Origin of the sequence: Agromyces sp. MMS24-JH15 (genome assembly GCF_043518605.1) — a bacterium.
Lineage (GTDB): Bacteria > Actinomycetota > Actinomycetes > Actinomycetales > Microbacteriaceae > Agromyces.
The window spans coordinates 1,764,991-1,777,280 of sequence record NZ_CP171358.1 but is presented as its reverse complement, the minus strand read 5'-3'; the positions used below and the strand labels follow the sequence as shown (position 1 = coordinate 1,777,280).

Sequence of the window (12,290 nt, the reverse complement as noted above, 5' to 3'; positions counted from 1 at the left end):
GGCTCAGTCCGCGTCGCCGAGCGCGACGGCCTCGGCGGACTCCTCGGCGTGCGGCCGGGACGCGTCGGCGCGCTGGAGCGCGCGGCCGCCGAGCGCGATGATCGCGAGCGCGACCAGCACGACCGCCGCGGCGAACACGAACGGGATCGCGACCCCGAGCCATCCGCCGATCAGCGCGGCCACCGGCGGCGCGATCGCGCCGCCGAGGAAGCGGACGCCCGAGTAGGCGGACGACGCGACGGGACGCGGCAGGTCGGTCGCTTCCATCGAGCACTCGGTGAGGACGGTGTTCAGGATGCCGAGCAGCAGCCCGCCGACGATGACGCAGGCGATGAGCCCGGGCACCGAGCCGGCGAACACGGCGGCGAGCACGAGCACGAACGCGAGGAGCGGCAGGATCGTCTTCAGCACCGTGGTGCGGCGCATGCGCGCGGTGAGGAACGGGGCACCCCAGACCGACGTGACGGCGACTGCGATGCCCCAGCCGCAGAAGATCAGCCCGAGCGCGATCGCCGACCCCATGCCCTCGGCCTCGAGCACGAACGGCGTGTACGCGAGCAGCACGAAGAAGCCCATGTTGTAGAAGAACGCGGCCGACGCCATGACGCCGAGGCCCGGCGTCGCGAGTGCGCGGAACGGCGCGGTCAGCCGGGTCGGCGCGCCCCGCTCGGGCTCGCGCCGCAGCAGCACGGTGATGACGACGAACGCGATGGCCATGAGCACCGCGGTGCCGAAGAACGGCGCGCGCCACGAGACGCTGCCGAGCAGGCCGCCGATGAGCGGCCCGATCGCGATGCCGAGGCCGAGCGCGGCTTCGTAGAGGATGATCGCGGCGGCGGCGCCGCCGGAGGCGGCCCCGACGATCGTCGCGAGCGCGGTGGAGATGAAGAGCGCATTGCCGAGGCCCCACCCGGCGCGGAACCCGATGATCTCGTCGACGCTGCCGGAGAACCCGGCGAGCGCGGCGAACACCACGACGACGGCGAGGCCGATGAGGAGCGTCTTCTTCGCCCCGATCCGGGTGGACACCCAGCTCGTGAAGAACATCGCGAGGCCCGTGATCGCGAGGTAGGTCGTGAAGAGCAGCTCGGTCTGCACGGGCGTCGCGTCGAGGTCGCGCGCGATCGCGGGCAGGATCGGGTCGACGAGGCCGATGCCCATGAACGAGACGACGGCCGCGAACGCGACGGCCCACACGGCCATGGGCTGCTTCAGGATCGAGGGGCGCGCGGCGGGGGCGCCCGGCCCGACGGGGGCGTCCGGCGGGACGACGGAGCCGGGCGGGACGGCTGCGACGGCGGCGGTGTCGGGATGGCCCGGTGCGGTCGTGGTCACGCGACGGCACCGCCGGCCTGGTCGGCGTCGGCGCGTTCGAGGCGTTCGCGGATGATCTCGGCGGAACGCGCGAGCGCGGCGAGCTCATCGGACTCCAGGTCGGCGAAGCGCGGCGCGAGCTCCGCCGCGAGCTCGTCGCGCCAGGCTGCGAGGGCGGCCAGGCCCCGCGGGTCGGCGTTGATCAGCCAGGCGCGGGCGTCGTCGCGGTCGGCGATCCGGCGGATCCAGTTGCGCTCGTCGAGCGTGTGCACGAGCTTCGTCATGGTCGGCTGGCTGACCCGGCTCGCCTTCGCGAGCTCCCCGAGGCGGAGCGGGCCGTGGTCGCGCAGCACGCTGAGCGTGCGCCAGACGGCGGGCGACTCGGTGCTGCCGGTTGCGGTGGCGGCCAGGCGGGTGAGCCGGTGGCTCAGCGAGACGAGGTCGCCGATGAGGGTCGTGAGTTCATCGGAGTTCGGCATCCCGCAAGTATATAGCCAAACTATCTATATGCTTGCCCGGCCAGCACGCGTGGCGGATTCCCGTGAGGCACCTCGGTCTCAGGGTCCACCCTCAGGCGGTGTTCGCGACGGCGTCGTACGCTCCGAAGCACGTTCCCCCGGTCTCGACGGCATCAGGAGGAAACCATGACGACCGACAGCACTGCGACGACCCCCGCGGGCACCTTCTCGGTGTCCGACGGGACGACCCTCCAGCGGCTCGCGCACGCCGGCGGGTACACCGGGCCCAACGACGGGGTCCCCGGGCCGAACACCTGGAAGGGACTCCAGCAGGTGGGGAAGGGCTACGGCTACGCCGGGCACCTCGACGGTGTCCCGGGGCCGGCCACCTCGGAGGCGCTCCAGCGTCTCGCGACCAAGGGCGGGTACACCGGCCCGATCGACGGGATCATGGGGCCGAACTCCTGGAAGGGGGTTCAGACCGTCCTCACGTGGTTCGGCTACGCGGGGCCCATCGACGGCATCCCGGGGCCGGCCACGAACCTCGCGCTCCAGGTCCTCGGCCGCATCGGCGGCTACATGGGGCCGTACGACGGCGTCCTCGGGCCGAACTCCTGGACGGGCGTGCAGACCGTCCTCACGGGCACCGGGTACGCGGGTCCGATCGACGGCGTCCCGGGGCCCAACACGTGGAAGGCCCTGCAGCGCATCGCCCGGCGCGGCGGCTACACCGGGCCGATCGACGGCGTTCCCGGGCCGAACACCTTCGCGGGGCTCGCCGCCCTCCTGCTCCGGAGCGAGCACGACTGAGCGGCACGGTCCCACCGACGACGGATGCCCCGTGCCGAACGAATCGGCACGGGGCATCCGTGTGGTGCAAGGGTGACGCGGTCACCTCGAGCATCGATCCCGCTCGCGCGGGAGCGGATTACTTGAGGGTGACGGTGGCGCCGGCGGCCTCGAGGGCCTCCTTCGCCTTCTCGGCGGCTTCCTTGTTCGCGCCCTCGAGCACGGCCTTGGGAGCGCCGTCGACGACGGCCTTGGCCTCGCCGAGGCCGAGCGAGGTGAGCTCGCGGACGGTCTTGATGACCTGGATCTTCTTGTCGCCGGCAGCCTCGAGGATGACGTCGAAGGAGTCCTTCTCCTCAACCTCTTCGGCAGCGTCGCCAGCGCCGCCGGCAACGGCGACGGGAGCGGCAGCGGTGACCTCGAACTTCTCCTCGAACGCCTTCACGAACTCGCTGAGCTCGACAAGCGTGAGACCGGCAAACTGCTCGAGCAGCTCTTCGGTGGTGAGCTTCGCCATGATGTATCTCCTAGATTTCTGGGGTTTTCGTGTCGAGATCGTCGGGCGCTTACGCGGCCTCGGCGGTCTCCAGCTTTTCGCGAAGCGCGTCGATGGTGGCGGCAGCCTTGCCCATCGTCGCCTTCAGCATTCCCGCTGCCTTCGCAAGCAGAACCTCGCGGCTCTCGAGCGAGGCGTACTTGTTGACCTCGTCGGCGTCGAGGGTCTTGCCCTCGAAGACGCCGCCCTTGATCACAAGATTCGGGTTCGCCTTGGCGAAGTCACGCACGGCCTTGGCGGTGGCGACGAAGTCGCCGTGCACGAAGGCGACGGCGGACGGACCGGTGAGGTCGTCGTCCAGCGTCGTGATCCCCGCGTTGTTCGCGGCGATCTTGGTCAGCGTGTTCTTCACCACGGCGTAGCTCGCGTCCTGACGGATGTTGTTGCGCAGCTGCTTGAGCTGGGCAACCGTCAGGCCGCGGTATTCGGTCAGCAGAACGGCGGCAGAGCTCTCGAACAGGTTCGTGAGTTCGGCAACCGAGGCTTCCTTGTTCGCCATGGCCACTCCTTGTGTACTCAACGTGCATCGCGGGAGCGATGCACGGCCTCGGAGCGCTGGAAGCTTCGGAAAATGAGAAGAGCTCCGGCGCAGACGCGCGGAGCTCGAACCAATGAAGGCAAGTCTTCGTCACACCTGCGCGGGCCCCTGCATTCACAGGACTTCGGTCGAACTCGCACGCGAGCACGACAACCAGCGGTCTTCGGCTCCGTCAAGGGTAGCGGATGCCTCGCCTGCGGCCAAATCGGCACGGGGAACGCCCAGGCGGGGCATCCTCGCTCCACCGCCTCGCGGAACGGCGAGGCGCGCATCGCCCGACCGCGGGAATAGTTGACCGATGTCCAAAGTTGACATGATGCAACCAATTACATATGGTTGACGGAAATCAACTTTCCCATCGGAGGATCCCCTTTTGTCCGCTGTCTCCGACACGTCATCGCCGGCACAGGCCGAGCGCACCCCGCGCGAGGTGTTCGTCGCGCTGTCCGGCCTCATCGTCACCATGTTCCTGGCCGTCCTCTCGGGCACCGTCGTCTCGACGTCGATGCCCCGTATCGTCTCCGACCTCGGCGGCGACCAGTCCGCCTACACCTGGGTCATCACCTCGAGCCTGCTCGCGACCGCGGTCACGACGCCGATCTGGGGCAAGCTCGCCGACCTCGTGAACCGCAAGGTCCTGCTCCAGCTCGCCATCGGCTTCTTCGTCGTCGGCACCGCGATCTCCGGATTCGCGCAGGACGCCGGCACCCTCATCGCGGTGCGCGTCATCCAGGGCATCGGCACCGGCGGCCTCATGTCGCTGGTCATGATCGTCGTGGCGCTGATCATCTCCCCGCGCGAGCGCGGCAAGTACATGGGCATCGTCGGCGGCATCATGGCCGTCGCCACGATCGGCGGTCCGCTGCTCGGCGGCGTCGTCACCGACGCCTGGGGATGGCGCGCCAACTTCTTCCTGCCGCTCCCGCTCGCGGTCGTCGCGCTCCTGCTGATCCAGTTCACGCTGCACCTCCCGAAGACGCCGAAGCGTCCCGTGAAGATCGACTACCTCGGCATCGTCCTGATGGCGGTCGGCGTCTCGCTCGCGCTCGTCTGGGTGACCCTCGGCGGCAAGGACGAGTCGGCCGGCGGGTTCGCCTGGGACTCGGCCCAGAGCCTCATCATGATCGGCGTCGCCGCCGCATCGCTCATCGCGTTCGTCGTCGTCGAGTTCCTGGTCGCCGAGCCCATCGTCCCGATGTCGCTCTTCAAGAACCGCACCTTCACGCTCGCGGTGCTCGCCTCGATCGCGATCGGCGTCGCGATGTTCGCGACGAGCATCTTCCTCGCGCAGTACTTCCAGCTCGCGCGCGGCGCGACCCCGACCGAGTCGGGCCTCATGAGCATCCCGATGATCATCGGCCAGATGGGCGCCTCCATCGTGGTCGGTGCGCTGATCAGCAAGTTCGGCCGCTGGAAGGGCTTCATGCTCGCCGGGTCGGTGCTCGTCATCGCGGGGTCGTACCTGCTGACCACCTTGCACTACGACACCGACTTCGTCTGGGTGAGCGTCTACATCTTCGTGCTCGGCGCCGGCCTCGGCATGGTCATGCAGAACCTGACCCTCATCGTGCAGAACGACACCCCCGCCTCGCAGCTCGGCGCCGCGTCGTCGAACGTGAACTTCTTCCGTTCGATCGCCGGCACCGTCGGCGTGACGATCATGGGGTCGCTCCTCGCGACCGAGGTGAAGACCAACATCACCGACGGCTTCGAGGGCTTCGTGCCGACGACGCCCGAGGAGGTCGAGGCACTCAAGGGCCTGGCCACCGGCACCCTGCCGAAGGTCGACGAGCTGCCCGACACCATCCGCGTCATCATCGAGAGCTCCTACGCGACCGGCATCGCCAGCGTGTTCTGGATCGTCGTGCCGCTCGCGGTGCTCAGCCTCCTCGCGATCGCGTTCCTGCCGAACAAGCGCCTCTCGACGAAGTCGGCCGCGCAGTCGCTGCAGGAGGAGGCCGAGGACGCCGTCATCGACCTCGCCGAGGCGGAGGTCGGCGCGTCCGTCGCGTCGACGGCGGAGCTCGTCGAGGAAGCGGAAGCCGAGCTGCGGGCCGCGCGCGAACCCGTCGGCGTCGCCACCGGCTCGGTGTCGTCGATCGACGGCACGGATGCCCCGGGAGCACGTCGCTAACATGGCCCTCATGACCGCCGATCCTGCCCTCGACGCCGCCGTCGCGGCCGTCGAGGAGCAGTTCGGCATCGTGTTCAACCGGGCGCGCGTGATCTGGGCGGAATCGGCCAAGCAGGTGCATCCCGAGCTGCAGCCCGCGGGCTACAAGCTGCTCGCGAGCATCGTGCGGGCCGGCTCCACGAACGCGCACGCCCTGTCGGAGCATCTCGACATGGACAAGAGCGCGGTCAGCCGCCAGGTGCGCCAGCTCGAGGAGCTCGGACTCGTCGAGAGCCGCGCCGACGAGCGCGACGGGCGCGCACGCGTGCTCGTCGCCACGCCGCTCGCGAACGAGCGGATCGCGACGGTCCGCGCCGCGAACCAGGAGCGGCTGCACACCGCGCTCGCGGGACGTTCGGTCGAGGAGCTCACGATCCTCGCCGACGTGCTGCGGATCGTCGGCTCCGGCTGACGCATCCCGTCGACGACGAACGGCCCGCCCCATCGGGGCGGGCCGTTCGCGTCTCCGCCGGCCGATCGCCCGCAACCCCCTCGACGGGTGTCGGTGGGCGCGGGTAGACCGGGTGGATGGACATCGAGCACCTGAATCCGCCGACCCTCCACGTGAATCCCGCCTTCAGCCAGGGCGTCCTCGTCCGTGGCGACCACGACACCCTGTACGTCGGCGGCCAGAACGGCACGGACGCCTCGGGCGCGATCGTCGAAGGCGGGCTCGGCGAGCAGTCGAAACAGGCCCTCCGCAACGTGCTTGGGGTGCTGGCCGCCGCGGGCGCCGACCAGACGAACGTCGTGCGACTGGCGATCTACCTCGCCGCGGGCGAGTCCGCCGATGCGGGCTTCGCGGCGTCCGCCGAGGTCTGGGGGCCGCATGCGACCGCGGTGACGGTCCTGCGCGTGGCGGACTTCGCCCGGCCGGGAGTGCTCGTCGAGATCGAGGCGATCGCGGCGATCCCGCGCTGAGCGCTGGGGCAGCGCAGCGAGGACCCCTTCCCGGTGATCGAGGAGCGCCCGAGCGCAGCGAGGACCCCTCCCGGTGATCGAGTAGCGCCCGAGCGCAGCGAGGACTCCCCCGGCGATCGAGTAGCGCCCGATCGGAGCGAGGACCCCTTCCCGGTGATCGAGTAGCGCCCGAGCGCAGCGAGGATCCCTTCCCGGTGATCGAGTAGCGCCCGAGCGGAGCGAGGACGCGTATCGAGATCGGGTCACCATGGTCTCGATACGCGTCGCCTCCGGCGGCGCTACTCGACCACCGGGAGGGCGCCTCCGGCGACGCTACTCGACCACCGGACGAGGGCGGCTACTCGACCACGGGGCGGGAGTCGAGCGGGAGCTCGACGGTGAATGCCGTCCGGCCCGGCTCGCTCTCGACGACGACCTCGCCGCCGTGCGCGTCGACGACCGCCTGCACGATCGCGAGGCCGAGGCCCGTGCTGCCCGCTCGGCGCGAGCGCGAGCTGTCGCCGCGCACGAACCGCTCGAACAGCGAGTCCCGCACCTCGGGGTCGATGCCCGGTCCGTCGTCGACCACGACGATCCGCGCCGCGTCCGGTGCCCGCGTCAGGCGGACCTCGACCGAGGTCCCGGCGGGCGTGTGCACGCGCGCGTTCGCGAGCAGGTTCGCGAGGACCTGCCGGAGCCGCGGCTCGTCGCCCGTCACGGACACCGGATCGTCGGCGACGACCGACCACTCGTGATCGGGCCCCGCGACCTGGGCGTCGCCCACCGCGTCGGCCACGAGCGAGCGCAGGTCCACGGGCAGGCGTTCGAGCTCGCGTCCCTCGTCGAGTCGGGCGAGGAGCAGGAGGTCCTCGACGAGCTCGGTCATCCGCAGCGACTCCGACTCGATGCGCCCGATCGCGCGGACGACGTCGTCGGGGAGCTTCCCGCCGTGCAGGCGCGTGAGCTCCGCGTAGCCGCGGATCGACGCGAGCGGCGTGCGCAGCTCGTGCGAGGCATCCGCGACGAACCGGCGCACCTTGCGCTCCGACTGCTCGCGCGCGCTGAGCGAGGCGCCCACGTGCCCGAGCATGCGGTTGAACGCGGTGCCGAGCCGGCCGACCTCGGTGCGGGGATCGTCGACCGCGACGCGCTCGTCGAGGTCGACGTCGCCGCGTTCGAGCGGGAGCTCGGACACGCGCTGCGCCGCCGCGGTCACGCGCTCGAGCGGAGCGAGCGCGCGGCTGATGACGACCCAGCCGACCCAGATCGCGAGCGCGAGGCCGATGATCGCGACGAGGCTCGTCGTGAGCGCGAGCTGCGCGGTCGCCGCGGTCACGTCGGCGAGCGGGAGCGCGAGCACGATGGTCACGCCGTTCCAGTCCGGACGGGTCGTCGCCTGGGCGCGGAACGGGCCGAGCTCGCCGACCTCGACGGTGTGCGCCTCGCCGTCGGCGGGGACCCCCGCCAGCACGTCGGTGTACTCGTCCGGCAACTGGAGGACCCGCCCGTACTCGGCGATGTAGAGCGCGGTCGCATCGCCCGAGGCCCGGGTGACCGCGGCGAGCGTCCCCGCCTCCTGGCCGGGGATGTTGAGCACCACGCCGGGCAGGTCGGACGTGTCGTCGCGTCCCGGCGGCTGCCGCTGGAGCGCGAACCCCGCGCGATCGACGGCCTGCTCGAGGTCGGCGTCGAGCCGGTCGACCGCGGCGTTGTGGAACACCGCGACGCTCGCCACACCGACGATCGCGCTCACGGCGACGAGCAGCGTCCCGAGGACGAGCAGCAGGCGGCCGCGGAGCGACAGCGGCGCGCGGCCCGCGGGCGGGGCATCCGTCGCCGTTCCCGCGTCGCCGGGACGCGACGGGCCACCCGGCCGCGACGACCCACCTGGACTGGGGGGCCCGGCCGGGCGCGACGGGCCGGCGGGGGCCCCGGCCTGCGCGGCGCGCGCCGCAGCCGCGTGGCCGGGGTCGCCGGGGCGGGTCATCCGACCGCCTTGAGCATGTAGCCGGCTCCGCGCACCGTGTGGATCATGGGGTCGCGGCCCGCGTCGATCTTCTTGCGGAGGTACGAGATGTACAGCTCGACGACGGTCTCGCGGCCGCCGAAGTCGTACGACCACACGCGGTCGAGGATCTGCGCCTTCGACAGCACGCGGCGCGGGTTGCGCATGAGGAAGCGGAGCAGCTCGAACTCGGTCGCGGTGAGCTCGATGGGCGTGCCGTCGCGCTCGACCTCGTAGGAGTCCTCGTCGAGCGAGAGGTCGCCGACGCGCAGCACCGGGTCGCGCTGGGCGGCGAGCGTGAGGGTCGAGCGGCGGATGAGCCCGCGCACGCGCGCCACGACCTCCTCGAGGCTGAACGGCTTGGTGACGTAGTCGTCGCCGCCGGCGGTGAGCCCGGCGATCCGGTCGTCGAGCGAGTCCTTCGCGGTGAGGAAGAGCACCGGCACCTCGCTGCCGTCGGCGCGCAGGCGCTGCAGCACCTCGAGTCCGTCGATGTCGGGCAGCATGATGTCGAGCACGATCGCGTCGGGGCGGAACTCGCGCGCGAGGCGCACGGCCGAGAGGCCGTCGCCCGCGGTGCGGACGTCCCAGCCCTCGTAGCGCAGCGCCATCTTCAGCAGGTCGGTGAGGGATGCCTCGTCGTCGACGACGAGCACCCGCACCATCGAGCCGTCCGGCTTCTGGAGCTGCGGGGCGTGGTGGAGTTGCTCGTTCGTCATGGTTCCAGTATCCGCGTCGGGCTATGCGTTCCCTATGGGCCGCCTGAGGGACGCCCGGGCTCCGCCCAGCCCGCGCAGGTAGCCTTGCCGGATGCCGCAGACCTCCGCCTCGCCCGCGACCGCGCCCGGATCCACGCCTCCGCTCGGGCTCCTGCTCGACGTCGACGGCCCGATCGCGAGCCCGCTCACGCGTTCGATCGCGATCCCCTCCATCGTCGAGGACCTCGTCCGGCTCGCGACCGCGGGCGTGCCGATCGTGTTCAACACGGGCCGCTCCGACGCGTTCCTCCGCGACGAGGTCGTCGGCCCGCTCGTCGCCGCGGGCCTGCCCGAGCACGCGCGCGTGTTCGCGGTGTGCGAGAAGGGCGCGGTGTGGTTCGAGATCACGTCGGCCGGCATGGGCGAGCTCAGCGTCGACGGCGACCTCGCGGTGCCCGAGCCGATCGGCCGCGCGGTCGAGGCCCTCGTCGCCGAGCGCTTCGCCGACCACGTCTTCTTCGACGACACGAAGCGCGCGATGGTCTCGGTCGAGCAGCGCACGGATGTCTCGGGCGACGCGTACCGCCCGGTGCAGCGCGACTTCGACGCGCGCGCGTTCGCCGAGTTCGAACGGCACGGGCTCGGCGTGACCGACGGTTCGCGCGAGGCGCCCTCGCCGGGCGGCGACGTGGACTACCGCATCGACGCGACCATCATCTCGACCGACATCGAGTCGGTCGTGCTCGGGAAGGACCTCGGCGCGCGCCGCGCGATCGACTGGCTCGAACAGCACGGCACCCTGCCGGTCGCCTGGCGGACCGTGGGCGACTCCCGCACCGACTACGCGATGGCCGACTGGCTGCACCGCAACGGGTTCGAGGTCGCGCACGTCGACGTGCGCCCGGCCGACGGCGTCCCCGAGACGCCCTATCCCGTGCTCACCGCGGGCGACCTCGTGCACGACGAGGCCGGAGCGGCGTTCCTCGCCCGGTGGGTCGACATGGTGCACGGCCGCGCCGCGCACGACCGCGACGTGGCCTGAGGTCCCGGGGCGGCGCGGGCGGGGCCCCGGCGCCGTCGACCGCGCCGCGCGCCGTCGCGAGACGGGCGGGCACGCATGGCGCATCCATAGGAACGGGAAAGGGTCGGCAAAGGCGGGATCCGTACGGTCGAGCGCGGCGGCACCGACCGGTGCCCGCACCCCGACCCCAGGGATCCCCATGTTCTTCACCTACCTTCGGCGCGAACTCGCCGGGCGCCGCAGACAGACCGCGATCATCGCGATCGGCATGGCACTCGCGATCGCGCTGGTCATGATCGTGAACTCCGTCTCGGCGGGCGTGCGCGACGCGCAGGCGTCCGTCCTGCAGTCCGTCTACGGCGTCGGCACCGACCTCACCGTGAGCCAGACGCCGACCCCGCCCGAGGAGGGCGGCGATGGCGGTCCGCAGCGCTTCGAGTTCGGCGCCGACGACGGCACGACCACCGACGGCTCGACCCAGGTCAGCCAGTCCCGGCTCACCGCCGGGTTCGGCAGCTCGACGTTCGACGCGTCCGCCCTCGAGACCGTGCAGGGCGTCGACGGCGTCTCCGCCGCGTCCGCCGCGCTGTCGCTGAACAACATCTCGTTCTCGGGCGAGCTGCCCGACTTCCAGCAGGGCGGCGACGGCTCGCAGCAGGGACCCTCGACCGACCAGACCCAGCAGCAGCCCCCGCAGGGCGGCTTCGACGGCGCCGGGGGCAGCGCCTTCGACGTCGACAACTTCACCGTGCTGGGCATCGACCCGGCCGGCGACGCCGTCGGCCCGCTGTCGTCGGTCGAGCTCGCCGAGGGGCGCGGGCTCGAGGCATCCGACGCCGGCCAGGCCGTCGTCGTGCTCGACGCCGACTACGCGACCAGCGCGGAACTCGCCGTCGGCGACACGCTGAACATCGGCGGCACCGACTTCGAGGTCATCGGCACGGTCACCTCGACCTCGGCCGACGCGTCGACCGCGTCGAACGCGTACATCCCGCTCGACCTCGCCCAGTCGCTGTCCGGCGAGGACGGCATGGTCTCGAGCATCTACGTCCAGGCCACCTCGAGCGACCAGATCTCGGCCGTGCAGGCCGACATCGAGGCGGCACTGCCCGACGCGACCGTGAGTTCGCAGTCCGACCTCGCGTCGAACGTCTCGGGGTCGCTCGCCAGCGCCTCCAGCCTCATCGCGAACCTCGGCCTGTGGCTGTCGATCGCGGTGCTCGCCGCGGCGTTCCTCATCGCGATCCTGTTCACCATCCAGGGCGTCACGCGGCGCACGCGCGAGTTCGGCACCCTGAAGGCGATCGGCTGGTCGAACGGCCGCATCACCGGGCAGGTCGCGGGCGAGTCGCTCGTGCAGGGCCTCATCGGCGGCACCGTCGGCCTCGTGGTCGGCCTCGCCGGCATCTGGATCATCAACCTCATCGGCCCGACCCTCGGCGGCAGCGCCACCGGCGGCTCGCTGGCGGCCGGTCCCGGCGGCCAGGGCGGTCCGGGCGGTCAGGTCGGCGGTCCGTTCGGGCGCGCGGCGGAGGCCGCGAACTCCACGACCGAGGTCGTGCTCAACGCCCCCGTCACGGTCGGCGTCATCGCGATCGCCATCGGCCTCGCGGTCCTCGGCGGACTCCTCGCGGGCGCGATCGGCGGCTGGCGGGCATCCCGGCTGCGGCCGGCCGAGGCGCTGCGGAGCGTCGCATGATCCCCGCGTCCACTCCGACCGCCGCTGACGCGGCGCCCGGAGCCTCCGGCCGCGTGGGCCCAGCCGTCGACACCGCCGCGACCGAGGCAGTTCGGCCCGCAGCATTCCGGCCCGAGGCATCCACCTCGCCCGACGCATC

12 protein-coding genes are annotated in these 12,290 nt (G+C 71.7%); 6 read left to right on the top strand and 6 right to left on the bottom strand.

Annotated features, from left to right (window positions below; all coding sequences use genetic code 11):
• Window positions 1–3: 3 nt before the first annotated feature.
• Both ACDF64_RS08045 and ACDF64_RS08040 read right to left on the bottom strand, forming a co-directional pair.
• Window positions 4–1,203, bottom strand: coding sequence for an MFS transporter (locus tag ACDF64_RS08045; RefSeq protein WP_394555080.1), 1,200 nt, complete (start codon window positions 1,201–1,203; stop codon window positions 4–6).
• A gap of 128 nt (window positions 1,204–1,331) precedes the next feature.
• Window positions 1,332–1,793, bottom strand: coding sequence for a MarR family winged helix-turn-helix transcriptional regulator (locus tag ACDF64_RS08040; protein WP_394554695.1), 462 nt, complete (start codon window positions 1,791–1,793; stop codon window positions 1,332–1,334).
• Window positions 1,794–1,958: 165 nt separating this feature from the next.
• On the opposite strand from ACDF64_RS08040, the gene ACDF64_RS08035 reads away from it, so the two are divergent.
• On the top strand, window positions 1,959–2,582 hold the full coding sequence (locus ACDF64_RS08035; RefSeq protein ID WP_394554693.1) for a peptidoglycan-binding protein: 624 nt from the start codon (window positions 1,959–1,961) through the stop codon (window positions 2,580–2,582).
• Window positions 2,583–2,700: 118 nt separating this feature from the next.
• Here the strand turns inward: ACDF64_RS08035 and rplL are convergent, their stop codons facing one another.
• Complete coding sequence (gene rplL, locus ACDF64_RS08030; protein ID WP_394554691.1) at window positions 2,701–3,078, bottom strand: 50S ribosomal protein L7/L12; 378 nt, start codon at window positions 3,076–3,078, stop codon at window positions 2,701–2,703.
• Window positions 3,079–3,127: 49 nt separating this feature from the next.
• A complete protein-coding gene (gene rplJ / locus ACDF64_RS08025) occupies window positions 3,128–3,616 on the bottom strand; it encodes a 50S ribosomal protein L10 (protein WP_394554689.1) in 489 nt (162 codons plus the stop codon).
• Window positions 3,617–4,028: 412 nt separating this feature from the next.
• Here rplJ and ACDF64_RS08020 point away from each other — a divergent pair, with 412 nt between their 5' ends.
• The 3 genes from ACDF64_RS08020 to ACDF64_RS08010 all read left to right on the top strand — a co-directional run bounded on the left by ACDF64_RS08020 (window position 4,029) and on the right by ACDF64_RS08010 (window position 6,749).
• Window positions 4,029–5,789 (top strand): MDR family MFS transporter, encoded by a 1,761-nt coding sequence (locus ACDF64_RS08020; RefSeq protein ID WP_394554686.1) that lies wholly within the window; start codon window positions 4,029–4,031, stop codon window positions 5,787–5,789.
• A gap of 10 nt (window positions 5,790–5,799) precedes the next feature.
• Entirely contained in the window at window positions 5,800–6,240 is a 441-nt protein-coding gene (locus tag ACDF64_RS08015) for a MarR family winged helix-turn-helix transcriptional regulator (protein WP_394554684.1), read from the top strand.
• A 116-nt stretch (window positions 6,241–6,356) separates the two neighbouring features.
• Window positions 6,357–6,749, top strand: coding sequence for a RidA family protein (locus ACDF64_RS08010; protein WP_394554682.1), 393 nt, complete (start codon window positions 6,357–6,359; stop codon window positions 6,747–6,749).
• Between the two features lie 337 nt (window positions 6,750–7,086).
• Here the strand turns inward: ACDF64_RS08010 and ACDF64_RS08005 are convergent, their stop codons facing one another.
• Both ACDF64_RS08005 and ACDF64_RS08000 read right to left on the bottom strand, forming a co-directional pair.
• The gene (locus tag ACDF64_RS08005) at window positions 7,087–8,715 is read right to left on the bottom strand and encodes a sensor histidine kinase (RefSeq protein WP_394554680.1); all 1,629 of its coding nucleotides are present in this window, start codon (window positions 8,713–8,715) and stop codon (window positions 7,087–7,089) included.
• Entirely contained in the window at window positions 8,712–9,452 is a 741-nt protein-coding gene (locus ACDF64_RS08000; protein WP_394554679.1) for a response regulator transcription factor, read from the bottom strand. The genes ACDF64_RS08005 and ACDF64_RS08000 overlap by 4 nt, the downstream gene beginning before the upstream one ends.
• Before the next feature lie 91 nt (window positions 9,453–9,543).
• Here ACDF64_RS08000 and ACDF64_RS07995 point away from each other — a divergent pair, with 91 nt between their 5' ends.
• Complete coding sequence (locus ACDF64_RS07995; protein WP_394554677.1) at window positions 9,544–10,473, top strand: hypothetical protein; 930 nt, start codon at window positions 9,544–9,546, stop codon at window positions 10,471–10,473.
• A 178-nt stretch (window positions 10,474–10,651) separates the two neighbouring features.
• Complete coding sequence (locus tag ACDF64_RS07990; RefSeq protein WP_394554676.1) at window positions 10,652–12,151, top strand: ABC transporter permease; 1,500 nt, start codon at window positions 10,652–10,654, stop codon at window positions 12,149–12,151.
• Window positions 12,152–12,290 lie beyond the last annotated feature (139 nt).